This window comes from Levilactobacillus sp., from assembly GCF_022646225.1.
Taxonomy (GTDB): domain Bacteria; phylum Bacillota; class Bacilli; order Lactobacillales; family Lactobacillaceae; genus Levilactobacillus; species Levilactobacillus suantsaiihabitans.
The window spans coordinates 370,603-397,522 of the sequence record NZ_JALCJA010000004.1; the positions used below are offsets into that span (position 1 = coordinate 370,603).

Consider the following 26,920-nt stretch of genomic DNA (forward strand, 5'->3'; position numbering starts at 1 on the left):
ATTTGGCCCTATAGCACAACTGGATAGGGCACTCGCCTCCTAAGCGAATGATCCCGGTTCGAGTCCGGGTGGGGCCATTGACGTTAAATCGTAAACATCTGGAGTCGCTTTGAATCGTTGATTTGAAGCGGCTTTTTTCGTGGTTAGAAAACGGACCGTGTCTGGTCAAAATGCAAATTCGAGTAAGGTTGGTGAAACCAGGGGCTTGCGTCTAGAGTGGGCTTGCTCTGGGAACGGACCTTCACGAAACTTTAAATGGCTGAAACGTGCACCAAAAGGCAGTCCCGATTTCGCTTAAACCTGATAATCAAACAATCCAAGCCTAGGATTATTCGGTTATCAGTCTTAATGCTCGCCGGCTAATCGCTTTTGGGCCCACTCTCGCTTTTTTCATGCATTCACCTCCCCAATGGAATCGTTTTCGGCTATAATGAATGTGGTTACGAAAAAGTGAGGAGGAGTTTTCAATGGACAATGCTGGATCAATGAATCCGAAGAAATTTACCCGAATCTTAGTGGGGGTCGATGACTCACCGGATGCGCAATTGGCCTTTCGTTACGCGATGAACCGCGCCAAATTCGACAATGCCGAGTTGGTCATCTGTTCCGTCTTGGAATCGGACAACATGAACATTTACCAAGCGCTCAGTAAGGACTATGTGCACGGTCAACGGGCCGATTTGCAAAAGCATTTGGAAGCTTACGAGAACCTGGCACAACGCTTTGGGATTACCAAGGTCAAAATCATCATCGGTGAGGGCGACCCTGGTGAAACCATCGTCAAGCAGATCATCCCAGAAGTTGAGCCCGACCTGTTAGTCGTCGGCTCGTTGTCCAAGACCGGCGTGCGGAAATATTTTGGGAGCCAGGCAGCCTACATGGCGAAATATTCTCCAATTTCGGTAATGATTGTCAGATAGCGTTTTCACAGCTGTTTTCACAAGCAAACTGTAAATAATATTCAGATTGCCTCTTGCAAGTTGAAAAAAATTTTCATACAATGATTCTTATGCGACAAGATCGAATTTGGCTACGGCAGGCTGAATTCATCAGAATCGAGCATAAGAAAAGAGAGAGAAATATGCAGTTCGTGATTTTGTTATTGGGTATTTTACTTTTGCTCTTCTTGATCATTCGAGTAAAGTTAAACACCTTCGTTTCACTGATCGCTACGTCTATTTTGGTAGCGCTCGGTTTAGGCATGAACCCGGCAAATATTGCGGATTCCATTAAAAACGGTATCGGGAGCTCGATGGGCGAACTGATTATCGTTTTTGGATTCGGTGCCATGATTGGTCGGTTAGTGTCTGATGCCGGGGGTTCTTACCGAATCGCCCGGACGTTGATTAGAATTTTTGGGAAGAAACGCCTCCAGGTTGCCATCGTGGTCGCGTCCTTCCTGATTGGGATTTCTCTGTTATTTGAAGTGGGGCTGGTCTTGGTTACGCCAATCGTCTTTGCGGTTGCGCTGGAAGCCGAAGTACCGTTCCTCTACCTGGGAATCTCAATGGCGGCCGCACTGTCGGCGACACAAGGGTTCTTACCCCCACAACCATCACCAACCGCTGTTGCGACGGCTTTAGGTGCCAACGTTGGGGAAATGTTAATGGTCGGGATCATTGTGGCCATTCCCTGTGTGATCGTCGCTGGTCCAATTTGGACGCGTGTGATTCGCCGGTTTAATCCAGATTTATTTGTCATCAAGCGTTCCTTGCCTGCCTTTGGTGAAGTGAAGGAATTTGACTTGAAGGAAACGCCAGGCTTCGGTCTGTCCGTCTTCACGTCACTGTTCCCCGTAGTCTTCATGATTTTGGCAACGGTTTATCAAATGGTGGTCAACGGCGGAACAGCGCCGAAGAATCCGCATGGTCTGGATGCGGTCATCACGATGCTGGGGAATCCCGTCATCGCCATGGTCGTGGCCTTGCTGTTTGCCATTTGGTCCATGGGTTTCCATCGCGGTCGTTCGATGAAGGAAATCAGTGGGACGCTGGAAGACGCCATCAAGTCGATCGCCATGTTACTGATGGTGATTGCTGGGGGCTCAGCCTTCAAGCAAGTGCTGATCGACGGTGGGGTCGGTAAGGCCGTGCAACAATTGATGATGAACTCCACGTTCTCACCAATCCTGTTGGCTTGGCTGATTACCGTTATCCTACGGGTCTCCTTGGGTTCCGCCACGGTTTCCGGAATGACGGCCTCCGGGCTGATCACGCCACTGATGCATTCACTGGGCGCTGATCCAGTCATGATTGCCTTGGCCATCGGGGCCGGTTCTTTGGCCGCTTCTCACGTCAACGATGCCGGTTTCTGGATGTTCTCCGAGTACTTTGACTTGAGCGTTAAGCAAACGTTCCAAGTCTGGACGACACTGGAAACGGTCATCTCCGTGGTGGGGCTGTTGATGGTCTTACTGATGAACGCTATTATTCACTAATTTTTGAAATGTGTGTGGCCCGTGCCCTTAGGGGAGGCGGGTCATTTTTGTGTTTGAAACTGGAAGTAGACTTGACAGGTTGACTGCCGGAAACGGCGGTGTTCCGACACCTAAAATAGGTGAAATCAGGCGCCTGCGTCAGGCTAAGGTGGGACCTGCTCTGGGAAACACCTCCAGCCTGAGGGGCGGTCTTCCGGCTCGCTTGAAAGCCTGGCAAAATTCGCCAGTCTCTCAAGTCGTCCCGCGCTGTAGGCTGAGAAGAAACCTCAGCCAACACCGCCGACCCAGCTGGGGCCATCCCTGGCTGTCTCCGGCAAGTTGACGGCTATCAGTAACACTGTGTTAATGATAGACTAGTCGTTAATGCAGCTACTATCTGGGGTTAAGGCAACTGTTACTGACATGCACTACCGTAGCCGAGAGTTCGCCAAATATGGGTTCAGCCGTGGGAGTTGCCTTAGCGGCGCGGTTCATGCCGCTTAGACAACTGGCGTCTTTGAGACGTGTTTTTCGGCTCAAAGCGAGGCGTCGAGACCGTCCTTTGGCTCGACCCGTCCGCCCCAGCGTTCCAACCCATATTTGGCGAACGGTAGGCGGCCAGTTCGTAACATGAAGCGGTCAGTAACTAATCCCAATGCCGCGAGTCGCCCCAGGATGGGTCATGTTCTGGAGAATAGCAAAAAAGGACCCGGCAACACGTGCCAGGTCCCAGTAAACTTATTTTTCTTCCCGGACGATATATTTCGGCCGGTGTTTTGTTTCCAGATAAATCTTATTGATGTACTGCCCGAGGATCCCCAGACAGAACAACTGAATCCCACCGATAAACAGCAAGATGGCGACCAGAGATGGCCAGCCGGCGACGGCACCGCCAACGGTCAACGCCCGGATGATGACGAACAGTAAGCCAAAAATCGACAAGATAAAGGAAATACTGCCGACCCAGGTGGCTAATCGCAACGGAGCATTGGAGAAATCAATGATGCCTTCAATGGAGTAGGCAAACAGCTGGCGCAGATTCCAATGCGTGGTCCCGGCGGCCCGGGGCTGGCTTTCGTAGGTCAGATAGGTGGTCTTGAAGCCCACCCAACTGAAGATACCCTTGGAAAATCGGTTGAACTCGGGCAAAGAGAGCACGGTATCAACAAATTGGCGGGTCATCAATCGGTAATCACGCGCGTTCGGTTCGATGCGCACGTCCGAGATCTTATTGATGACGCGGTAAAAGCTGCTGGACAGAAAGGCCCGCAACTTACTTTGCCCGCGCCGTTCCTTTTGAATCGTACCCACGCAGTCGTAACCGTCGTTTTCGATGAGCGCAAACATCTTGGGTAACAACTCTGGTGGATCTTGTAAATCGACATCCATAACGGCGACCACGTCCCCGGTCGTGGCTTGTAACCCCGCAGCCAGTGCGGATTCCTTCCCAAAATTCCGGGAGAACGACCGGTAATGGACGGTCTCGGGGTAACTTTGGTGGAGCTCCTTCATTTCCTTGAGGGTGTGGTCAGTCGACCCATCGTCTACGAAAATGTATTCCGGCGTGACCGTCGGCGTGGGGGTGTTCATTGCGTCGATCACCTTGCTAACAGTTCGGTAAAATAATGGAATTGACTCCTCCTCATTATAGCAAGGAACGACCAGACTAATCTTTTTCATGTTTAGACATTCCTTTCACACAACGATACTATCTTACCTCAAATATTTGGGGCTGACCATGACATTTGGCTTAAAAGTTGACGACAAGGATAAGTCAGCCACGGAAGGGTCAGGGCAAAGCGATGACATTGGGCTAATCCGTGCCTGAATCAACTGGCGCCCAGTCTTGAGGAGCAATCCAGATGGCGCCGCTGCGTGCCAATCCCACCTTTGACGAACGGCAGGCGGCCAGTCAACGCCAGTGTCTACGGTAAGGTATGGCTACAGTGTAGCATTTACGCAGAAAAACGGGAATTAATAACATGGGCGGGTGGCATCTGCTATAATTGACCTAATCAACACCATTTGGAGGGAAAATAGTGACAAAACCAATCAAAGTCATGACGGTGTTTGGTACCCGTCCAGAAGCGATTAAAATGGCCCCAATTATCTTGGCCATGCAACAACGTCCCGCTGAGTTCACCCCAATCACAGTGGTGACCGCGCAGCACCGCGAGATGCTCGATCAGGTTCTTGAAATCTTTAAAATCACGCCTGATTACGATTTAAATATTATGCAACCCCGCCAGACGCTGAGCGACATCACCACTCGGGTCTTGACCAAGCTGGATACGGTCCTCGATGAGGCCCAACCGGATATCGTGCTGGTCCACGGCGACACGACCACGACCTTTGCGGCCAGCATCAGTGCCTTTTACCATCAAACCATGCTGGGCCACGTGGAGGCTGGTTTGCGGACCTGGAATAAGTACTCACCGTATCCGGAAGAAATGAACCGACAACTGACGGATATTTTGAGTGACCTGTACTTTGCGCCGACCGAATTATCGCGGCAAAATCTCTTGAAGCAGGCCCATCCTGACGACCACATCTCCGTGACCGGGAACACGGCCATCGACGCCTTGAAGCAAACGGTTGACGCCAACTACCATCACGCCGTCTTGGATCAGGTCCAACCGGGCCACCGCATGATCTTGATGACCATGCACCGGCGGGAGAATCAAGGCGCACCGATGCACGCGGTCTTCAAGGCCGTGCGTCAGGTGGTCGCTGACCATCCGGACATTGAACTGGTCTATCCCGTGCATTTGAGTCCGGTGGTTCAAGCCGCGGCCCGCGAGGAATTGAGTGGCATGGACCGAATTCACTTGATCGACCCACTGGATGTAGTTGATTTTCACAACCTGTCCGCCCGCAGTTATTTCATCATGACCGATTCGGGTGGGGTGCAAGAAGAGGCGCCTTCCCTAAACAAGCCGGTCTTGGTCCTACGAGACACCACGGAGCGGCCGGAAGGGGTCACGAACGGCACATTGAAGTTGGTCGGCACCGATCCTACCAAGGTCACAGCAGCCATGGAAACGCTACTGACGGACCAGGCGGCGTACGACCAAATGGCGCAGGCCAAGAATCCTTACGGGGATGGGCACGCGTCAGAACGAATTTTAGCTGCCATTGAAGCAGCGATTAATGGGGGCAATGCGAATGGCTGAGACGGCATACGACCGGGCCGAAATTAAGACCACAGAACAATTATCAGAAATCATGCGCGACATTCATTTGGCCGCGCGCAAACACAACGAACGCTTCGATTATAAAATTTTGCGCAACGTGCATTTCGCCAACAAGGTCAAGAATCCGGTCACGCAGGAAATGAACGACGGGGACTCCTGGCGCGTCATGCAGATCGACAACCTGTTGGTCACATCCTTTGGTGTCATCAACGTGGAAAGCAAGTATTGGCGGGGGATGATCTTCCATGACCTCTCTGAAGAAATCTTCTCGTCGAGTCTGGATGACTTTTCCGGCGTCAACCTGGGCAACCGAGAAAAGGACACGGCTAAGGCCCTGACCAACCGGCTGGACCGCTTTTTCTTGCCGAATTTATCGGAAGAAAATGAATCCCTGACGCAGGGGTACACCATGAGTCTGGAACAGGAGGGCCGCGGACAACGGTCCATCACGCTACACACGGGGATCAGTAACCCGGCCACGCAAGCGGAACTGTCCTCCAAGTTGCTGGTGCGTTATATCAACAGTGAAATCACGATGCACAAGCAATTGGAAAATAAAAACGATCGGATCATCGACTTCGTGAAGCCGTTAGTTTATTATAATTATTACGACCGTTATGACCGGAGCAATTCCTTAGTCGTGGGTAACAAGACCAAGCTCAACGCCCACGACGCTTACAACTGCACGGCGGTGGCCAATTACGAGGATTTAAAGACGTTCATCGAGTCCTTCCGCCAAGCCAAACGGGTCCGCTTCAGCCGCAAGACGCTGGAAAAGATGATTGGCACGCTCAAGTTCGCCGAGGACTACGGGTCATTTTAACGGTCCCTGCATTGAGGGGGTAAGAGCCACCGTACCGTGCATCCAATTCGAGATCGGTACGCGGTGGGCGACTATCGGCTACGGTTGTGGTGATCCGTTACAGGCCGCTTAGTTGACGCGGTGATCCGTGACGGGCTGTGTCAATCTGATTGGGCGGCTGATACCCCTGGCAGTCGTAGGCTGCAGCGTTTACCACGTAGCCAACGGAACTAAATCAAATTAAACCAAAGAAGGGAGCCAACCGACCGTGACCACTCAGTGGCGTAAGCGGGGTGCGCAGCTCAAGCGTATCTACATGACCATTACCAAGCACTATACCATGGCCAACGTGTCCGACTCGGCCGTGGTCTTGGCGTATTATACCCTGCTGTCCTTGTTTCCAGCCCTACTGGTCCTGGCCAGTATTTTACCTTATTTGAACATCCAAACCAGTACGGTGCTGGACAGCATCGAGCCGATGGTCCCCGAGAGTATCTTTGACATGTTAGAGCCCATCATTCACTCCTTCCTGAATAATCGGAGTGGCGGCGTCTTATCCATCGGGGTTATCGTTTCCATCTGGTCGTCATCCCGGGCGGTCGCGGCGTTTCAGCGCACCGTCAACCGGGCTTATGGCGTGGCGAAGAATCAAAATGCCTTCGTCAACCGGGTGGTGGCCTTCATTTGGATGGTCGTGCTGATTGCGTTTCTGTTTGCACTAATGATCTTCTTCAGTTTCGGCCAAATCGTTTTGGAAAAATTAACGCCACTTTTGCATTTGCCCAACGCCATTCTAGCGTACGTGAATGCCTTGAAATGGCCACTGACGTTCTTCGTGGTCTTTGTGGTGCTGATGATTCTCTTTTATTTCGTGCCCAACGCCAGATTAAAATGGCGGTTCGTGTGGCCGGGAGCCCTGGTTGCCACGGTCGGCTGGTTACTGTTATCGCAAGCGTTCTCCATCTATGTGAAATACTTTGCCCACAACATTGACAGCTACAAAACCATTGGAACATTCATCTTCTTAATGTTTTGGCTAGACTTCACCGGCCTGATTCTGATGTTCGGGGCCGTCTTGAACGCGGCCATCCAGGAGCTGATCGTCGGCGCCATCGAGGAACAAAAGGCACTAGCGATTCCTAATCTCTTGAAGTATCGCAAGTATCGCTTAAAAAATAAATCCCCTAAGTAAGCCGATTGGGCCGAAAGCGGGGTAAACGCAAAAACAGACCAGACGGCAAATTCGTCTGGTCTGTTTTGTTATGGTGTTTTTGTTTTTGAGGAGGGCTTATCAGATGCACTGGCAGGATTAGGGCGCTGACGCCATAATCCTTTGTGGACCCATGATTAGCGGTGAGAAAAACCAGCCACAGTTAACAACGCAGCCATCCAACCACAGGTCACGCGGCCCTTAACTAGCGCTGCTGACAAGCATTATCGTAGCCGAGAGTTCGCTAGAGATGAGTTCAGCTGTGGGAGTTCCCTTAGCGGCGCGGTCCATGGCGCTTAGGGAACTGGCAAGTTGGAGACGCGCTCTATCGGCTCCAACTTGAGTGTCGAGACCGCCCTGTGGCTCGACGCGGCGCCCTCAGCGTTCCAACTCATCTCTAGCGAACGGTAAGGCGGACAGCAAAACGCAAACCCTCGTCAGCCAGCCCTCGGTCAAGCGTGCGCCTGATGGTAGGTGTCGACGAGTTGTTGGGCCATGGCGTCCAGCTGGTCGATGGCCGCTTGGTCGGGGGCTAGGTTGATCTTGACCGGTGCCGCACCCCGGGTCGCGCCCGTTTGCTGGAAGGTAGTTTCGAAATGATCGACGGTGGTGTTGTAGTATTCGCCGTAGAAGGTGTCGCCGGACCCGGCCACGCCATAGACTTTGCCGGTGAGATCTAAGTCTTGCAAGTCCTCGTAAAAGTCCATGCCTTCATCGGGCAGCGAGCCCTCGTCGTAGGTGTAGGCGCAGACCACGCAGATGTCGACGTTTTCGAATTCGGCGGCGTCGGTCTGTGAGATTTCCGTTTCCTTGACCTGACAACCGAGGTCCTCTAATTTTTCCGTGACAATGTCGGCCACGTCTTCATTGTTGCCGGTGATAGTGGCAAAGACTACTTGTGCTGATACCATTTCGTTTCACTCCTTAGGTTAAACCCGTGTTTGTCGTTAATTATAGCAGGTTGCCGTGGCGGTGACTAGGAACGGTTGGGGGAAATAACCGTGTACCGCGCGAAAAGATGATTGACTAACAAATCTGGCACTCTGCTTCCCACACCCCCAGGAGAACTGGTAAAATGGTGCCAGACAGTTAAGGATGACTGGTATTTTGAACAAAGGATGTGACAGTAATGGCCGTCATTACCATGATTGAGGCCCAGAAGAAAAATAGCGGCCGTTATAACGTATATGTTGACGGCGCTTACGCGTTTCCCGTCAGTGAGAGTGTGCTGATCGATTTTCGCCTGTACAAGGGCATGGAGGTCACCAAGACGCTGGAGAGCCAGCTGGTGGACGCAGACAACGTTGCCAAGGCGTACAACCGCGCGTTGGACTACCTGTCCAATCAGCTGCGGACCGAAAAGGAGATTCACGACAAACTGGTCGAGCTGGAAATCCCAGAAGAAACGATTGACCTGACGTTTCAGAAATTGCGGGAGCTCAACCTGGTGGACGATGCCCACTACGCCGCCAGCTACGTGCGGACGATGATGCACACGGGAGATAAGGGCCCGCGGGTAATTCGCCAGCATTTGCGCCAAAAGGGTGTGGGTGAAAAGCTGATCGACGACGCGCTGGTGTTGTACACGCCAGAAGAACGCCTGACCGTGGGGACGGCCGTGGCGGAGAAATTGGCGAAGCGCTACCACCGTCAAGCCTTTGGGACTCAGCAGCAGAAGATTCGTCAAGGCTTGATTTCACGTGGGTTTAACAACGACGAGGCCGGGCAGATGATCGCCACACTGGACTTGACCCCTGACCTTGACCAGCAACACGACTTATTGGTCAAGCAGGGCGAAAAGCTGTGGCGGCGGTACCGCGCCTTGAGTCCGTCAGAACGTAAATATAAGACCAAGCAGGCGTTGTATCGCAAGGGGTTTCAGCTCGACGATATTAGTCAGTGGCTGGCTGATTTAGGGGAATCGGCCGAATAGCAACGCAAAAGAGTAAGGGGGAGTTGTCATGCGGAAACGGACGTTGGGCATTCTGGTGTCGTTGGGGATGGTCCTGGGTATTGGGGGCGGCTTGGCTTGGTGGTTTAACGGGCAAACGCAGAGTCATGCGGAACCGGCCGCCACAAGCAGTTCGGTGGTGAAACCGAAGCCTAAACCCAAGCCCAAGGCCAAGAAGCCGGCCAAGAAAAAGACGGTCAAGCCCAAGGTGACCGCGGCGACGCGGCAGATCGACGCCATTTTACGCGCCAATCGCTTCGTAGGCACGGCGCTGGTGGTGCGTTCGGGCAAGACCATGTATGAGCAAGGCTTTGGCTACGCGCAGGCCAATGAGCAAAAGAAAAATGGTATCAACAGCGTTTATCAACTGGCGTCCGTGCAGAAGTCCTTTACGGCGGGACTGATCATGAAGTTGGCGGCGGCACAACGGCTGTCGTTAACGGACCCGTTGGCGAAGTACTATCCGCAGATCAAGGGGGCACAGCGCATCACCTTGCGTGACATGCTGGACATGAAGAGCGGACTGACGTTGGAGGCCTTTCCGGACACCCTGCATTCGGAAGACGGGATGATCAAATTCATCTTGCACCACATCATCAGTCAGCCGGCCACCATTGGCAAATGGAACTACTCACCGGTCAACTTCATGTTGCTGGCAGGCATCATCCAACAGGTCACCGGAGAAAGCTACCGGCAGTACTTCACGGAAAATATCATTGAGCCGTGGGGCCTGCATCACACGGGCTTTGTCTTCAATATGGCCCACCGCAAGGCCTACTCGCAGGGGTATCAAAATAACAACGAGGCCGACGTGGGCACCAACTACGATTCGGAATATCCAGAGTCGCGGGCGTCCATGCTCTACCAGTTCGGGACGGGCCAGGTCTACATGTCTGCCCACGACCTATATGTGGGTGAGCGCAACATGTTGTTAGGAAAATTGTATCCGCAAAGCGACGTCAACGTCTTACTGGCGCCGGGGTCCAATTCGATGTACGGCGGGGGCGCGTACGTTTACCCCGGGTACATTCGCGTGCACGGGTTAGCTTACGGGTATGAGGCGACGGCGCTGATCAGCAAGGATGGCCAAGACGCGGTGGTGCTCTTGACGAACTACTACCGGGCCAACCAGTTGGCACAAACGCCAGCTATTCAGATCTGGAACCTCCTCGAATCCGGCCAGCTCAAGAACTAGCACGCAGGATTGCGCATGCGGGCCGCCTTACCGTTCGCCCAATCTAGGCTGGAACGCGGTGGGAGGACGGCAAAAGCCTGAGAAGCGGTCTTTTGCCTCGCTTTAAACCGCCAAGGGGCGGCGTTTTAAAGTCGCCCGTCTCTAACCGGCTGCGCCGCTAAGAGACGCCACGGCTGAGCCCAGATTGGACTTCACTCACGGCTACAGTGGGGAAGAATGGCTGCTTGTTGCTAAAGCAACCCAGAGTTCTGATATTTGCCGGATTTCGGGTTAGCTAATTTGAACCATAAAAACACGCTCAGTTACTAGCAACATGTTTTGCCAGTGACTGAGCGTGTTTTGTTTATGTGATTTTTGTGGGTCACAACCCACTGATGAAATTGAGAAGTGTAGTTCAACGACGGTAGAGAGGGAGCTTGGTAGTGGCCAACAGATGCCAAGACTAAGTGGCTGGCGACCACCACCGGAGCCGAGAGTTCGTTAGAGATGGGTTCAGCTGTGGGAGTTCCCTTAGCGGCACGGGTCATGGCGCTTAGGGAACTGGCAAGTTGGAGACGCGGGCTATCGGCTCCGACTTGAGTGTCGAGACCGCCCTATGGCTCGACGCGACGCCCTCAGCGTTCCAACCCATCTCTAACGAACGGTAAGGCGGCCAGTATAACCCCCGTCGCCACCAACCACTTAGTCTTTGGGCCGACTGCCGTAAGCCCGCTTGGACTTGTATCCGGCCGCCAGGATCTGGCGCATGTCGGCGATGTGACGTTGCTTGGTCGCGTCGGCCTTGGCACCGAAGATGTAGCGGGCCCATTCACGTTGGTAGCCCACGGTGAGGTCGTTAAAGAAGGCCGTTAATTTAGGATCATCCGCCAAAAGTTCGGCGACTTGGGGAATCAGGGGTTCAAAGGAGCTGAGGGGAGCTTGTGCCATAAGAAGTTACCTCGATTTTCTAAAATTTTTAACTCAATAGTGAACTTGATTGTGGGATTTGGCAAGTCCGGTTTGGTGTACTGTCAGAAAAGTTTTTCCGCGGAAAATGACAACTTGTGAGGACGATTTGCGCGGCTAGTAAATTTACTGGGCAATCTTCAACACCAATAATTGTCGGGTAGCCGTCTGAAATGGGTGGGATGGTGTGGGGGTTAATCTGTGCAGCTGAAAGTCGTGATCGTAGCCGAGAGTTCGTTGCATATGAGCTCAGCCGTGGGAGTTTACTTAGCGGCTTGCCGCTTAGTAAACTGGCGCCTTTGAGACGCGATTTTTCGGCTCAAAGCGAGGTCGAGACCGCTCTGTGGCTTGACCCGACGCCCTCAGCGTTTCAACTCATCTCTAACGAACGGTAAGACGGCCAGCCCCAACTAAGGTAAAATTCACCGGACGATAGCCGCTCACCAGAAGGAATTTGTTCAGGAGAATCGGTCTGAACCTATTCAAGGGAGGCGTAATCTGGTATAATATTGAGTGAATTTTTATAGTTACCCGTTACTTAGAAAGTAGGGTTTAGACATGACGCGCGAAGCTAGAGGACCTAAGGAAGGCGACTTCATTACGATCAAAAGCTACAAGCACGACGGAAGTTTGCATCGAACTTGGCGCGACACTATGGTACTCAAAACAAGCGAAAACGCCCTCATCGGCGTCAATGACCACACCTTGGTCACCGAAGACGATGGGCGGCGGTGGGTGACTCGTGAGCCCGCAATCGTTTATTTTCACAAGCATTATTGGTTTAACATTGTTGCGATGATTCGGGACAACGGGGTGTCGTATTACTGTAACCTGGCATCCCCGTACGTTTTGGATAAAGAAGCGCTCAAATACATTGATTATGATCTCGACGTGAAGGTTTTTCCGGATGGTGAGAAACGCCTGCTCGACGTTGACGAGTATGAAGATTTCAGTCAGCGGTGGCAGTATGGTGAGGCAACCGATCGGATCTTGAAGGCCAACGTGTTGACCCTGGTCGATTGGATTAATCATCATAAGGGGCCTTTTTCCCAAGCCTACGTCGATCTCTGGTACCAACGTTATCAGGAGTTACTTCGACGCTCGAATGATCAGTAAGAGTTGTCTTCCGTACCACCAGGAGCAAGTCCATTTCGTGGCTCGCTCCTTTTTTCTAAAAATCAGACCGGCCGGGTGGCTGGTGAAAATGAAGGGAGCGTCCACCATGAAATGGGTCGCCAACTCACGACTCCTCTTTTGGTCATTAGAATTGTTGATTGTGGCCGCATTGATCTGGGTCTGTACGCAAATTAGCTTTCTGTTCTCCCCAATTGGGGTCTTTCTGTCGACAATCTTCGCACCGCTCCTGTTGTCCGGGGTGTTGTTTTACCTGTTGAACCCCTTGGTCAAGGTGCTGGAAAAGGTGCGTTGGCGTAAATTTCATCTCAACCGCACCGGAGCCGTGGCATTGGTCTTCTTGTTGCTGGTGTTGGTCTTGGTGGCCGGTGGTATGTGGCTGATTCCGCGGCTGGCCACGCAGATTACCAATTTGATTGGCAACATCCCGGGGTTTGCCAAGTCGAGCGAGGCAGTGTTGAGTAAGTTTATCAATCAGCCGGCCTTTAAGGATGTGGATTTTACCAAATACCTCAGTCAACTCCAGTCCGCCTTCGCCAAGTACGCCCAGGGCTTCATGAGCGGCCTGACCACGGGCATTGGCTCCATCATCGGGACAGTGACCACCGTGACCGTCACGGCCGTTACAGTGCCTGTCATGCTGTTTTACATGCTCAAGGATGGTGATAAGTTCATGCCGGCCATTCGCAGCTGGTTGCCCGAAAAGCACGGCGACCAGATTGCCGAATTGCTCGGCCGGATGAATCAAACGATTGCCCGTTACGTGGGTGGTCAGATCATTGAATGCCTGTTTGTCGGCAGCTTCACGGCCATCGGCTATTTCCTGGTCGGGGAGAAATACGCGTTGTTGCTGGGGCTGTTCGCCGGTATCTGCAACTTGATTCCTTACGTGGGTCCGTACATCGGTATCCTGCCGGCCTTGATCGTGGCCTTCACCAGCAGTACCAGCTTGGTGTTATACGTCATCATCGTGGTCGTGGTGGTCCAACAGATCGACGGCAACCTGGTGTACCCCAACATCATTGGCAAGAGCTTACAGATCCATCCACTGACGATTATCATTATTTTATTGGCAGCAGGAAATATCGCGGGGCTACTGGGGATGATTCTGGCGATTCCGCTATACGCCGTGGTCAAGACGATTGTTCAGTATCTTTACAGTATTTGGCAGCTGGATCACAGTAAGAAATCCGCACTTTAGGGTGTCAAAATTCTCAAGAATTGCGTAACGTTTGCGGTTTGAAGTTGACGTGACCGCTGAATATGCTACTATTTAGATTGTTATTGGAATTTTTTTGTGCCCCCTGCAGACTGCGGCGGGGAAATTAACCAGATAAAGTAGGAGAGTCTACATGAAAAAAGTAATTACGTACGGGACGTTTGACCTATTACATAAGGGTCACATTCGGTTATTGAAGCGGGCGAAAGCCTTGGGTGACGATTTGACAGTGTGCGTGTCTTCTGATGAATTCAACGCCGAAAAGGGCAAGCGGGCTTACACGTCTTATGAAGACCGTAAGTACATCCTCGAAGCCATTAAGTACGTGGATCACGTCATTCCAGAAACCTCTTGGGACCAAAAGATTCGCGACGTCCAAGATAATGATATTGATATCTTCGTCATGGGTGACGACTGGAAAGGCAAGTTTGACTTCTTGAAGGACTACTGTGAAGTGGTTTACTTACCACGGACGGAAGGCATTTCCACGACTAAAATCAAGCACGACTTAGGCCTATCAGACGAAGAAGACTGGAAGGAAAAAGAGTAGTGTTGGTGAAAATCCTTAGTCGTTGACTAGGGATTTTTTCTTATTAGAGCGCAGACGGAGGCAGAGGAATGCAACAAATTATTTTTTTAGTAACGTCCTTAAACGGGATGCATAAGCCCAATTTTACCCAGCAATTATTGCAAGCGGTCAAACAAGACGTGGCAGTCAGCGTGTTAGTCGCGCTGGTGGACTTTGAGGCGACCTGGAAAGTGCGGACCTTTTTAAATCGCTTGGCCCGCAAGAACCCGGGTGTCAGTGATGTGAACCTGGTCACCTTAGCCGACCTGTATCGCGATGAGCAAGGCTTAAAATTGACCAGTGGCGAGCGCAACACACCCACGCTGACGACCTTTGATGAACGGCTATTCGCTGACAACGAAGAACAGGTCAAGCGGTATTTGGACGCCGGTCACCTGGTCGCCGAATTACGGCAATTAGACGATGACTCACCGATGGTCTTGCGGCAGTATCACGCCGATCAGTTGGTGCAGATCGACACTTACGGCTTGGACGGTCAGGTCGTCGGCATTGAAAAAATCACGGATGAGGTCGCCCAGACCAGCTACGTGTTAAACGCCAAGGGAGAAGCGGTCCTACGCTTCGTGCGGCATGAACGGCCCATCAACCACGTCTTCAACCTGAGCAATGCGTCGGCCATGATGGCCACGGAATTCGCGGATGCCAAGCAAAACGCGGCGCTGGCCAACATGACCAAGCGCCAACGAAACAAGGCCGAGGCCGCTACCGTGGATCACACCTCGATTGTCTCGGCCGCAGAGACGTACTACGGCGTATTGGCCTACTCGAACTACCGGCGTTTTGATGACCTGTATACCTTTTACCAAGCGGTCTTGAGCCACCTGTTGACGCCGGAGACCCGGTTGTACGTCGACCTGGCGATTAACGCCGCTATCTCACCGCAAATGCCGAACCAGCTGATTTTTAATTACTAAGGAGTTTTTCCATCGTGCGTGCGATTTTATCTGGATTACATCATAAAAAGAATTTACAAGAACTCGAACTCGAACTGATCGACGTGCCGGAACCGTTCGATGATTTAGCGGTCACCTTCTTGGAAAAAACCACCAAGGCGTCGTTGACCGTGCCCATCAGCAAGGTCGTCAGTGCGGAGATCGTGCGGATTCGTCTCAATGCGGCGGACCTGCAGATCCCGGCGTCGGAACAAAGCGAGTTCAGTTGGGAACTATACTTAAATATTCGGCAACAGAACACTCGCGGCTTGATCCAAGTCGAAAGTGAATACCTCAGTGACCGGCACCAATTGACGTTGACCAGTTTTTACCAGGTCAACAGTGATGCCGAGGGGATGGCGTTGTTCAACCTGCACACCCAACAGTCCGAAACCGAATTCACCATCAGTGCCATTAACTTGCAAGACGACCAGCTCCAGGTCATCGGTCGCAGCCGCCTCAACGGCCAAGCCATCGAGAACCAGCGATTAGTCTTGAAGAACGAAAAGCAGGATAGTTCCGCGGAGTGGCCCATCACCCACATGAACCTGCACGGCCTGTTCACGGGCGCTATTCCGTTGTCTGATTTGCCCCAAGACAGCACCCAACAGCTCTTCATCCGCTCCACGGTAGCGGGCACAGACCTGGAACAACGGGTCGTCTTGGCCAAGTCATTAGCCGGGCAGGTCACCCAAGCCATTACCCCGAACCACCGCTTGGTCTTGGTGCAAAAGCGCTTTGACAATGGGATTCGAATTCAGGAAATGGCGGCGCCAACCTTGCCCCAACGCCTGGCCCACGTGCCTAGCAAAGTCGGTGGGGCGACCAAGTTACTGTCCCTGTTGATGGACAAGGTCAACCTGGCTTACATGCGGCGGTTATTTAAGCGCGGTCACCGGCCATTTGAGCAGCCAACCCTGATTTTCGAAAGCTTCGGTGGGCGGCAAGTCAGTGATTCGCCGTACGCCATTTACCGCTTGTTCGTGCAACTGTACCCTGGGTTTAACTTCGTCTGGTCGATCGACAAGTCGCAAAAGAAGTTCTGTCGGGAAAATCAAATCCCGTTTGTCGTGCGGCGGACAGCCAAGTGGGTGCGGACGCTGGAAAAGGCCAGTTTCTGGATCAGTAATGCGCGCTTCCCGGCCTGGGTCCGTAAGCCCAATTACGTGACTTACATCCAGACCTGGCACGGGACGCCGCTGAAAAAGTTGGGCTTGGACATTGAAAACGTGTCGATGCCTGGCACCACGACTGCCAAGTACCACGCCAACTTCGTGCGGGAAGCCAACCGCTGGGATGCGTTGGTTTCGCCCAACGACTATTCCACGCGGATTTTCCGGTCGGCCTTTGGCTTTAACAATCAGATTTTAAAGGTCGGGTATCCCCGAAACGACGAACTGATCAACAGTACGCCCGAAGACGTGGTTGCCTTGAAGCAGCGACTGGGGATTCCGCTGGACAAGAAGGTCGTCTTGTACGCGCCAACTTACCGGGACAACCAGTTTGCCGAAAAGGGCAAGTACACGTTCGAACTGCCATTTTCACTGGATGATTTCCGCGAGAAATTTGGTCAAGACGCGGTCTTAGTACTGCGGATGCACTATTTGATTTCTAACGCGCTGGACATCAGTGGCTACGAAGGGGTCGTCTTTGACCTGTCGAACCACCCAGACATTTCCGAGCTGTATCTGATCTCTGACATGTTGATCACCGACTACTCGTCCGTCTTCTTTGATTTCGCTTACCTGAAGCGGCCGATTCTGTTCTACCCGTATGATTACCACATGTACAAGGACGAACTCCGGGGCTTTTACCTTGACTACGAAAAGGACTTGCCGGGTGAGATTGCCCATAATGAAACGCAATTGTTGGACATGATCGGCGAAAAGCTCCAGACACCAGACATGAGCGGCGACCAGAAGTTCATGGACTTCTACCGACGCTTCTGTGCCATCGACGACGGGCTGAGTTCCTTGAAGATCGTCAACTACGTGGTCCAACAGATTGAAAAGAACGTTTAAGCGTTTGTAATCACTGTGGCTGACGAGACTATGCGGAGCTGGCCGCCTTACCGTTCGCTAGAGATGAGTTGGAACGCTGAGGGCGAACGGGCCGAGCCAAGGGGCGGTCTCGCCGCCTCGCTTTGAGCCGAAGTTCACGTCTCAAAGACGCCAGTTCTCTAAGCGTCGGAAACCACGCCGCTAAGGGAACTCCCACAGCTGAACTCATCTCTAGCGAACTCTCGGCTACGATGATGTGTGGTCAGTTAGATGGCGTTAAATCATTTGGACTGGTACTACAAGCTGTCATGTTTACGATGGTTATCAGTTTTGGTGATGGAAAGTTTAAAATAAACAAAAACTGCAGGTACTCACGTTGACGTGGGAACCTGCAGTTTTTAATTGTTTGTTATGAATTGTCGCGATGAGTCGGACTGCGTGGTGTACGCCTTAACGTTCGGTGTGGTGCAGTTTGTCACAGTGAGGTAAACCGTATTGATGACAGTACGCGCCATCGTAGCCGAGAGTGAAGTGAAATCTAGGCTCAGCCGGGGAATTTGACAGCGCTTTTTGCTGGCAAATTGGTGACTTTGAGACGCGTTCTTCGGCTCAAAGCAAGCTCCGAGACCGGTCCATCAGGCTCGGAGCGGTCCTTCCCCAGCGTTCCGGCCTAGAATTTCACGTAACGGTAAGGCGGCCAGTTCCGCCGATGCTGCCATAACCGCTACAACAACCATCACTAACGTTGATAGCTAGTGGCTTGCCGGTAAGCGTGGGCGGTCAATTGGTCGACCTGTTCAGTCGTAATGCCAGTCTGCTTGAAGTACGTGCGTAAGATGACGCGATAGTTGCGCCGGACCAGCTGAACGTCGGGGTGCTTGACCGAGGTGAGCTGGTGCTGTGCCGCTTTAGCCAAGGTGAACGCGTGATGCGGCTGCTTGAGGTTCTTGACCAGATACGTGACATTCTTGCTGGCCTTTTTGGCCTGGGGGCTGACCGGTTGATTGGCCGTGCGGCTGCTAGCCAGGGACTGCTTCATGTTGGCAGTCAGACTGGTAACCTCGTAATATTGATTCTTTTTTAATTGGACGTGGTCATAGGACCGAAATAACAAATTGTTGAGCAGAAGGGCAATCACCGCCAAGCCCGCCCCGCAAAGGATGACGGACATGGTGGGGCGTAAAGGTTGGTGCTTGGCCCGCGCGATGAGTAATCCCGCGAGGCCGCCCAGTACCACCAGGGCCCCCACGCCAAAGACGATTTCAATGAGTAAGGCTTCAGTAGACGCCGACATAATTTCACCCGTTTCTAAAGATTAAAGGTCATTGTCTTATCATACCACGAAATCCCCGGCACCGGCGAATCGACTCGAAAAACCGTGACGGGGGTGGACAACTGTCTAAGTCAGAAGCGGTCCGTCGGCGGTCGATAGCTTTCAACCACCCGCTAAATGTGTTAAAATTACTAGCTGTGACCTTTAAACTTAAATGAGACTCTAAATAGAGAAAATAAAAAAATTTGTGAGGAAAAAATATGAGTGAAAAAACTTTAGCGTCAGCGGTGAACAAGCGCCGAACGTTTGCCATCATCTCTCACCCCGATGCCGGGAAGACGACGATCACCGAACAGCTGCTGTTATTCGGGGGCGTGGTCCGCGAGGCCGGTACCGTTAAGGCCAGAAAGAGTGGCAACTTTGCCAAGTCTGACTGGATGGAAATTGAACAAAAGCGGGGCATTTCCGTGACCAGTTCCGTGATGCAATTTGACTATCAGGGCAAGCGCATCAACATCTTGGATACCCCTGGACATGAGGATTTCTCCGAAGATACTTACCGGACGTTGATGGCGGTGGACTCCGCGGTCATGGTCATTGACTCCGCCAAGGGGATTGAACCCCAGACCAAGAAGCTGTTCAAGATCTGTAAGATGCGGGGCATTCCCATTTTCACGTTCATGAACAAGCTTGACCGGGATGGCCGGGACCCTATGGACCTGATCGCCGAACTGGAAGATGTCTTGGGCATCGAAGGTTATCCGATGAACTGGCCGATTGGGATGGGTAAGGAATTGAAAGGTCTGTATGACCGTTACCACCACCGCGTGGCTTTGTTCCGGCCGGACGATGACGCCCATCAGTATTTGCCGTTAAAAGATGACGGTGAATTGGCTGAACCCAACGCCTTGGAAGAAGACGGCTGGTACCAAGATGCCAAGGACAACATGGCATTGATCAGTGAGGCCGGGAACCAATTTGACGAAGCAAAAATCGCCAGTGGGGACCAAACGCCGGTCTTCTTCGGGTCTGCCTTGGCCGACTTTGGGGTCAAGACCTTCTTGGAAACGTACCTGGAATACGCACCGAAACCGGCGAGTCACCACACTGAAGAGGATACCGATGTGGCCCCGACTGATCCCGAATTCTCTGGGTTCGTCTTCAAGATTCAGGCCAACATGAACCCGCATCACCGTGACCGGATCGCCTTTGTCCGGATCTGCTCGGGTGAATTCGACCGGGGTATGGACGTCATCCAGGAACGGACCGGTAAGAAGCTACGGTTATCTAACGTGACCGAATTCATGGCCGACACCCGTGAAAACGTGGAAACGGCCGTGGCCGGCGACATCATCGGGCTGTACGATACCGGGAACTTCCAGATTGGCGATGCCATTTACACCGGGAAGAACAAGATTAAATTTGAAAAATTGCCGCAATTTACCCCGGAACTCTTTGTGCGGGTCTCCGCAAAGAACGTCATGAAGCAAAAGTCGTTCCACAAGGGGATCAACCAACTGGTCCAAGAAGGGGCCGTCCAACTGTACACGTCGTATTCGACGGGCGACTACATTTTGGGAGCCGTGGGGCAACTGCAATTTGAAGTCTTCCAATTCCGGATGCAAAACGAATACAATTCCGAAGTCGTCATGGAACCGATGGGCAAGAAGACCGCCCGTTGGATCAATCCGGATCAACTGGATGAACGGATGTCCTCATCCCGGAACCTGTTGGTCAAGGACAATCACGGCGAGCCGCTGTTCTTGTTTGAAAACCAGTTCGCTGAACGTTGGTTCAAGGACAAGTACCCGAATGTCGAATTGACGTCTAAACTGTAAGGATAATTGAACCGCCGCAACGCTGCTCCTCGGAGCTGGTCGTTGCGGCGGTTTTTGTGTGGACGATTTTGGAAAAAAAGCGGGCGGTATGGTTTCCGCTCAGTGCCTACAGGTGGCAGAAGGATGATTCCGGCGGATGGGTGGTGACGCGTGGTGGGGGGCGCCCTAAATCAATCTTGGCCCATGAAAGTCAAATTTCGAAGCCTTTTCTTCGAAATTCGCTTCGGACTATCAGCAAAAAGCCGTTTCTGTTACACTATAAACGAAATAGTCATGGCAGATAGAGATTTAGTCCCACAACCGTTTGGGGACAGAGAGGAGCGGTTGCGATGAAACGAAAGAATTGGTTAGGGTGGGTCGTTGGCTTGGGGGTCCTGTTGATTGGCGGTGTCGTGGGACGAGCGGATGCGGATTATGATCAAGCGTTGCGGACCGCGCCGCAGGGCATCTCCCTCGATAACATCTTTGTCCCAGGCACCACCAGCAATAATCAAGCAGCGGTCGTTGGCACGACGAATCCCGCCATTACGGGGACGCAGGCGGCCAAGGTCAACAATGGTAAAAAGCAATTTGGGGCGATCTGGTCGACGGCGGACAATGTTTTTGATTTGACCAAAGATCAGTCGGCCTCGATGTGGCTGTACTTCGGGAACACCGGCAAGAAGGCGGCAGATGGCATGGCCTTTGTGATGCACAATGATGAAAACGGTTTAGCAGCTACGCCGACATTCGGCAAGAACGTGTCCGGCGAGACTTTGGGCGTTTGGGGCGTCGACACGGATAAGAAACAAACGACGCCGGATAAGTTGGCCACCATGGCGATTCAAAATAGTTGGGCGTTGGAATTTGACACGCACCTGAACACTTCGACGAACTACGGCAATACCGGGGATGCGGACTCCTTTGACGTTGGCATTGCCGGTCCGCACATCGCGAATAATTATCCGGCCGCGACGAGTAGCTACCAAATGGTACGGACGTCGACGCTTCTGCCCATCTACAGTGTGGGCTACTACGCGACGCAAACGCATGAGGGACTGTTGCAGGGGGACTACACCTTGCTCGCTAACGGCGCATGGCATCATTTAAGCCTGGATTGGCAGGCGAGCACGCAGAAAATGACGTATACCTTTAATGACAAGGATCCGGTGTCGGGGACGGCCCAATCCGGCCTGCAGGCGACCGCCAAGCTGGACTTGAACCAGATTGATCCGAAAAATACCGGCCAGGTCCGGTGGGGCTTTACCGGGGCCACTGGCGATAGCTACGAAAATAACTTAGTGGTTATCGAAGAGGTACCTGGTTTGGTCGATGCGCGGGCAACCACCCGGCTGACGGATACCACGACGAATCAGGTCATTCAAGACGGTGATCGACTCAAGGGGCAAGATGCGTTTAAGCTGGAGTATCAATTGGCTTATTTGAGTGGTAAGCAAGACTGGCAAGACGTGCAGGCCCACCTCCAAATTCCAGACCAACTGACGGTCGACGCGGGAAAGATCATCTATGCGGATGGGAGCACGGCGACGGTCGATTTGGCGGGGCTGACGGATAATCAGGTCACGGTCAAGTTGGCTCGAGCGCTGTCTGCGACCAACGCGACGGCGACCATCAGTCTGACGGGAACGGCGAATAATTTGAAGACCCCCGTCACCGTGGATTCGGCGGCCAGTACCTTTAGCGCCGTCAATGGTGTTGTGACCGCGGATACGCCAGTGTTTACCTTGAACCCGACGCTAGAATTGTACGCGGCCTCGCTGTCCGGCAGCAGTGTGCAGCTTGAAGCAAATGAAGACGCGGTCATGAAGGGGCTGGTCGTGGTGCCGGAGGGGGTCGACCTGACGAATGCGGATATGACAGTCCACACCACCTTGAATGGCAAGCGGCGACCAGATTTTCAAATGACCGCCGGCGATGACCCATCGAGTGGGCGCTTTGACGTGACCGTCGCGGCAGCCGACCTCCAAAGCGGTCAAAACACGCTGATCACCACCGTGTCGGATCCTTACGGCAACGTGTCCAATGAAGTGAAATTTACGATCACCGTTAGTCGCCAGTTAGTGTTCCAGACGGTCGCGGACCGGAGCTCATTTGAAGAGACCACCCTGACCGGCGCGTACCAACGGGTCAAGCGGACGTTGGACTGGCAGGTTGAAATCTTGGATACCCGAGAGGCTGGGGCCAAATGGACGCTCCAGGTGACCAGTACGCCGTTTATCAATCAAGACGGGCAACCACTGGCCGGGACGTTGAGCTACCATGAAGGGACCGACCGGACGCCAATTGGCACGACGCCCATCACCATCAGTCGAGGCGAGGCGCAAGACGCAGACGTGGTCACCAATGTGGTCGATGACTGGGACGACGAGAGTGGCCTGTTGCTCGAGGTCAACAGTTCGGCGCTAGCCAGTGAGTACAGCAGTACAGTGACGTGGCTGTTAAACGATGTCCCTTAGGTCTTAGTGAAGGGGCAGTCCCAATGCAAGCTAAAAAGGTTTCGTTCATCCGGAAGGGGATGCACGAAACCTTTTTGACTGGCATGAATGCGTTCATTGAAAAGTTGATTAAATCAGTTGTCTGTGCCGGCTAGGCGTTCCGCCTGCTAAAACGTCGTGCTAGCTGTCTTTAGCGAAGGTAGCCTCCGGATACTGGTCCCGAAGATTCAACCGGCCTTGAACGAAAATAATTGTTCTGAATGATTGCCACCGGAGCCGAGAGTTTGCTAGAGATGGGTTCAGCTGTGGGAGTTTCCTTAGTGACGCGGTTTACGGCACTTAGGAAACTGGCGACTTTGAGACGGGTACTTCGGCTCAAAGCGAGGCGACGAGACCGGTCCTTGGCTCGGCCCGTCCGCCCTCAGCGTTCCAACCCATCTCTAGCGAACGGTAGGGCGGCCAGTAATCACCACATGACTGTCAGCACCAGACCAATCGCTTAGTCAGCCGGTTGGAGCTTAGCGACCTTGGCTTGCGCCGCTTGGGCCAAGATGTTCAAGTAGTTGAACGGCCGGTCGAAGTTTGGCTGGAAGAGCATGTCGACCATGGCCAAGTCATCGATTGTGTTTTCGTTTTGGATGCAGACGGACAGGGTGTTGGCGGATTGAGAAACGTCGTAGTGACTCATCAATGCGCCACCTAAGATCCGCCGACTGTCTGGGTCGAAGACCAGTGACATCAAGACGGGTTCGGTCGTTGGCATGAATTCTGGCCGGTAGTTGTCCTTGACGATAACTTGTTCGGCGTGGATGCCTTGTTGCTTAGCGGCGGCTAAGGTCAACCCAGTTGAGACGATGGTCCGGTCGTAGAGGGCTAACCCAGAAGAAGATTGTGTGCCCATGTACTTGACGGTTGGCTTGATCAGGTTCTTGCCCACTAAGATGCCTTGACGAACGGCATTGGTGGCCAGCGGAATGTAGGCATTTTGGTGCGTTGGGTTGTAGTGCACGGCGGCACTGTCACCGGCAGCGAAAATATCAGGGTTAGAGGAACGCATATAGTCATCGGTAATGATGGCGCCGTTTTGGGCCATGTCGACCTTGCCCTTTAAGAGGCCCGTGTTTGGCCGGAAGCCGATGCATAAGATGGCCAGGTTGGTGTCGTAGCTGCCCTTATCCGTCTTGATGGTGACCCCATCGCCCGTATCGGTGAAGCTTTGCACGGTCTCACCCAAGGCTAACTGGACGTTGTTGTCGCGGTAGTCTTGCTCGATGACGTCCGTGAATTCTGGGTCAAAGTATTTCGGCATCACGCGGTCCATCGCGTCGATCAACGTGACGTCGTGGCCGGTGGTGGAGTAAGCCTCAGCCAGTTCGGCACCAATGTAGCCGGCACCAATCACAGTGATGTGCTTAGCTGATTTGGCTTCTTCAATTAATGTTTGGGCGTGGTTCCAGTTCTTGCACAGCTTGACGTGGTCGCCGTCGATGCCCGGAATCTTGGGGACGATTGGCCAAGAACCAGAGGTCATGACCAGCTTGTCGTAAGCGGCCGTCGTTTGCTCATGGGTGTTCAGGTCCTCGACGGTGACCGTCTTTTGGTCAGGATCAATGTCCAAGACATTGTGATTCATTTGGACATTGGCGCCTAGACTCTGGAGCTCTTCAGGACTGGAATAGAATAAACCTTGGGGGTCCGCAACCTTTCCACCGAGATACAAAGCAATCCCACAGGATAAGAAGGAGATGTTATCGTTCTTTTCGTAGACGGTAACTTCTGCATCGGGGTGTTCCGCTAAGATCTGCTTAATGGCAAAGGTGCCTGCATGTGTACAACCAACAACTGTGACTTTCATGATGGTGCCTCCCAAAACAAAATTTTTGAAGGGTAATTCACAAACTAGTCTATGTGAAATTCCTATCAATTGAATACAACTCTATTTTAGACAACTCATCTGAAATGTCAACACTTTTTTGAAAGTGTTACCATTTTGTCATGCGCGCGGATTCGGGCCGAAACTAGTCTTGCGTAGGGAAAAGCGGTAAAATATGAGTCGTAGAAAAAATTAAGGAGTGACCACTAATTATGAAATTCGCAAAGCATCTCTCGGCTTGCACGTCCGTCTTAGTCGGCAAGGACGCCACGGTCGATGGCTCCACACTCATCGCCAGAAACGATGACACCTTCTTACCCCTGACCCCACAACGGTTCTACGTTCACCCGGCCGAACACGACCAACCGGAGCGGACCTGGGTCTCCAATCAAAACGGCTTCACCGCGCCGATTCCGAGTGACGGTTACCGCTACTTGGCAACGCCTAACGTCGAAGTCGACAAGGAAGGGGTCTATGCCGAAAGCGGCTTTAACGAAAAGAACGTGGCCATGAGTGCCACCGAAAGTGTTTACGGCAATCCCGCACCGCTGGCCTTGGATCCCCTGGTGGAAAATGGATTAGCCGAAGATTCACTGCAGACCATGGTCCTGCCGTACATCAACTCCGCCCGTGATGGGGTGCGTTACCTGGGCAATTTGATCAAGCAATACGGTTCACCCGAAGGTAACGGCGTGCTCTTCTCGGATCACGATGAGGTGTGGTACATGGAAATCGTCACTGGCCATCACTGGGTTGCCCAACGCATTCCCGATGACGCCTATGCCGTGACCGCCAACCAAGTGGCCATCCAACAGGTCAGCTTTGATGATCCCGATAACTTCATGTTCTCAGAGGGCATTCAAGAATTCGTGGCCGACAACCACTTGAACCCGGACCAAGACGGTTGGAACTTCCGGCACATCTTTGGGACCGACAACGAAAAAGACCGGCACTACAACACGCCACGGGTCTGGTTCGGCCAACACGTGCTCAATCCGGAAATCGAACAGGATCCCCAATCCAGTGACCTGCCTTTCATTTGCCGGACCAGTCACAAGATCAGCGTGGAAGACGTCGAATACATTTTGAGCTCCCACTACAATGAAACCAAGTACGATCCGTTAGGCCCTGGGGATGACGCGGATAAGCTGAAATTCCGGCCAATTTCCATGAACCGGACGCAAAACTCACACGTGCTGCAATTACGCAACGACGTGCCCGCCGAAAGCTCCGCCATTTTCTGGTTGAACTTCGGGGTACCAGCCTTCAGTCCGTACGTGCCGTTCTTTGCTAACGCCACGGATACCGATCCCTCTTACAGCCAAACGCCAGTCCACTTGGATGACGTCAGTGCTTACTGGATGTACCGCAAGCTGTCCATGATCGTGGAATCCCACTACGTTCAGTTCATTGAACAGGACACGGACTACATCACGGCGGCCAAGCAAAGCCTACGTGCTCACGTGGCACAAACACTGGCACAGGCCAAGTCCTTGTCCGGCGATGAGCTGACGGCCTTCTTGACGAAGCAAAATCACCAAGTCGTCGCCGACATGCGCAAGGTCACCACGCAACTGACCAACGACCTGATTGAAAAGGGCCTGACGCTGTCTCGCCTGACCTTCAACATGGACAAGAACCTGTAGTCAGTACTGATGGTGGGGTCTCGTCGCCTGCGGCATAGTGAAGCCTGACCGCCTTGTCGAACTATCGGCTCCGGTGGTGGCGGTCAAAACGATTGTTGTGGCCAGCCAATTGTATGACAGTGTTGCGGAAATTTCGGGTCAACCAACAGCATGGACTGGCCAAGCTTGGCTAGCTTTCAAAGTGAACCGGAGACCGTTGTCAGAAAGTTGGCACAAATTGCTACTAGTGGTCACTGGCTGCGGTTATCCTTTAGTAAGTGATGACTAC

General features: G+C 52.7%; 20 protein-coding genes and 1 tRNA gene. 16 read left to right on the top strand and 5 right to left on the bottom strand.

Annotated elements, in window-relative coordinates; all coding sequences use genetic code 11:
* Positions 1–4 precede the first annotated feature (4 nt).
* The 3 genes from LKH74_RS08675 (at position 5) to LKH74_RS08685 (ending at position 2,437) form a co-directional block, all read left to right on the top strand.
* Positions 5–77: transfer RNA gene (locus tag LKH74_RS08675), tRNA-Arg, on the top strand.
* 390 nt (positions 78–467) lie between these two features.
* Entirely contained in the window at positions 468–920 is a 453-nt protein-coding gene (locus LKH74_RS08680; protein ID WP_135368141.1) for a universal stress protein, read from the top strand.
* A gap of 161 nt (positions 921–1,081) precedes the next feature.
* Positions 1,082–2,437 carry a gluconate:H+ symporter gene (locus tag LKH74_RS08685; protein ID WP_287708270.1) on the top strand — a complete coding sequence of 452 codons (1,356 nt, stop codon included), beginning with the start codon at positions 1,082–1,084 and terminating at the stop codon, positions 2,435–2,437.
* A 717-nt stretch (positions 2,438–3,154) separates the two neighbouring features.
* Here LKH74_RS08685 and LKH74_RS08690 read toward each other — a convergent pair.
* Positions 3,155–4,096, bottom strand: coding sequence for a glycosyltransferase family 2 protein (locus tag LKH74_RS08690; RefSeq protein ID WP_135368139.1), 942 nt, complete (start codon positions 4,094–4,096; stop codon positions 3,155–3,157).
* Between the two features lie 359 nt (positions 4,097–4,455).
* Here LKH74_RS08690 and wecB point away from each other — a divergent pair, with 359 nt between their 5' ends.
* From wecB to LKH74_RS08705, 3 genes are all read left to right on the top strand, one after another.
* Positions 4,456–5,589 (top strand): non-hydrolyzing UDP-N-acetylglucosamine 2-epimerase, encoded by a 1,134-nt coding sequence (wecB, locus tag LKH74_RS08695; protein WP_287708271.1) that lies wholly within the window; start codon positions 4,456–4,458, stop codon positions 5,587–5,589.
* Positions 5,582–6,433, top strand: coding sequence for a nuclease-related domain-containing protein (locus LKH74_RS08700; RefSeq protein WP_135368136.1), 852 nt, complete (start codon positions 5,582–5,584; stop codon positions 6,431–6,433). Before wecB ends, LKH74_RS08700 begins: the two co-directional genes overlap by 8 nt.
* Before the next feature lie 247 nt (positions 6,434–6,680).
* Positions 6,681–7,604, top strand: a complete 924-nt coding sequence (locus LKH74_RS08705; protein WP_287708272.1) for a YihY/virulence factor BrkB family protein — start codon at positions 6,681–6,683, stop codon at positions 7,602–7,604.
* A gap of 470 nt (positions 7,605–8,074) precedes the next feature.
* Here the strand turns inward: LKH74_RS08705 and LKH74_RS08710 are convergent, their stop codons facing one another.
* Entirely contained in the window at positions 8,075–8,533 is a 459-nt protein-coding gene (locus LKH74_RS08710; protein WP_135368134.1) for a flavodoxin, read from the bottom strand.
* A 218-nt stretch (positions 8,534–8,751) separates the two neighbouring features.
* On the opposite strand from LKH74_RS08710, the gene recX reads away from it, so the two are divergent.
* Positions 8,752–9,555: a recombination regulator RecX gene (gene recX / locus LKH74_RS08715; RefSeq protein WP_287708273.1), complete on the top strand. Its 804-nt coding sequence runs from the start codon at positions 8,752–8,754 to the stop codon at positions 9,553–9,555.
* A 28-nt stretch (positions 9,556–9,583) separates the two neighbouring features.
* Complete coding sequence (locus tag LKH74_RS08720; protein WP_287708274.1) at positions 9,584–10,768, top strand: serine hydrolase domain-containing protein; 1,185 nt, start codon at positions 9,584–9,586, stop codon at positions 10,766–10,768.
* A 681-nt stretch (positions 10,769–11,449) separates the two neighbouring features.
* Here LKH74_RS08720 and LKH74_RS08725 read toward each other — a convergent pair.
* On the bottom strand, positions 11,450–11,695 hold the full coding sequence (locus tag LKH74_RS08725) for a YdeI/OmpD-associated family protein (RefSeq protein WP_135368131.1): 246 nt from the start codon (positions 11,693–11,695) through the stop codon (positions 11,450–11,452).
* A 576-nt stretch (positions 11,696–12,271) separates the two neighbouring features.
* Here LKH74_RS08725 and ntdP point away from each other — a divergent pair.
* From ntdP to LKH74_RS08750, 5 genes are all read left to right on the top strand, one after another.
* The gene (gene ntdP / locus LKH74_RS08730) at positions 12,272–12,829 is read left to right on the top strand and encodes a nucleoside tri-diphosphate phosphatase (protein WP_125574805.1); all 558 of its coding nucleotides are present in this window, start codon (positions 12,272–12,274) and stop codon (positions 12,827–12,829) included.
* 106 nt (positions 12,830–12,935) lie between these two features.
* On the top strand, positions 12,936–14,048 hold the full coding sequence (locus tag LKH74_RS08735) for an AI-2E family transporter (protein WP_135368130.1): 1,113 nt from the start codon (positions 12,936–12,938) through the stop codon (positions 14,046–14,048).
* A gap of 151 nt (positions 14,049–14,199) precedes the next feature.
* A complete protein-coding gene (gene tagD / locus LKH74_RS08740) occupies positions 14,200–14,616 on the top strand; it encodes a glycerol-3-phosphate cytidylyltransferase (protein ID WP_125574803.1) in 417 nt (138 codons plus the stop codon).
* 68 nt (positions 14,617–14,684) lie between these two features.
* Entirely contained in the window at positions 14,685–15,569 is an 885-nt protein-coding gene (locus LKH74_RS08745) for a hypothetical protein (protein ID WP_135368129.1), read from the top strand.
* Between the two features lie 14 nt (positions 15,570–15,583).
* A complete protein-coding gene (locus LKH74_RS08750) occupies positions 15,584–17,608 on the top strand; it encodes a CDP-glycerol glycerophosphotransferase family protein (RefSeq protein WP_287708275.1) in 2,025 nt (674 codons plus the stop codon).
* A gap of 718 nt (positions 17,609–18,326) precedes the next feature.
* Here LKH74_RS08750 and LKH74_RS08755 read toward each other — a convergent pair.
* Positions 18,327–18,881 carry a hypothetical protein gene (locus LKH74_RS08755; protein WP_287708276.1) on the bottom strand — a complete coding sequence of 185 codons (555 nt, stop codon included), beginning with the start codon at positions 18,879–18,881 and terminating at the stop codon, positions 18,327–18,329.
* 239 nt (positions 18,882–19,120) lie between these two features.
* Between LKH74_RS08755 and LKH74_RS08760 the strand changes: the two genes are divergently transcribed.
* Both LKH74_RS08760 and LKH74_RS08765 read left to right on the top strand, forming a co-directional pair.
* A complete protein-coding gene (locus tag LKH74_RS08760; protein ID WP_287708277.1) occupies positions 19,121–20,698 on the top strand; it encodes a peptide chain release factor 3 in 1,578 nt (525 codons plus the stop codon).
* Positions 20,699–21,027: 329 nt separating this feature from the next.
* A complete protein-coding gene (locus LKH74_RS08765; RefSeq protein WP_287708279.1) occupies positions 21,028–23,154 on the top strand; it encodes a lectin-like domain-containing protein in 2,127 nt (708 codons plus the stop codon).
* 478 nt (positions 23,155–23,632) lie between these two features.
* Here the strand turns inward: LKH74_RS08765 and LKH74_RS08770 are convergent, their stop codons facing one another.
* Positions 23,633–24,988 (bottom strand): FAD-dependent oxidoreductase, encoded by a 1,356-nt coding sequence (locus tag LKH74_RS08770; RefSeq protein WP_287708280.1) that lies wholly within the window; start codon positions 24,986–24,988, stop codon positions 23,633–23,635.
* Positions 24,989–25,218: 230 nt separating this feature from the next.
* Between LKH74_RS08770 and LKH74_RS08775 the strand changes: the two genes are divergently transcribed.
* Complete coding sequence (locus tag LKH74_RS08775; protein ID WP_287708281.1) at positions 25,219–26,652, top strand: C69 family dipeptidase; 1,434 nt, start codon at positions 25,219–25,221, stop codon at positions 26,650–26,652.
* Positions 26,653–26,920 lie beyond the last annotated feature (268 nt).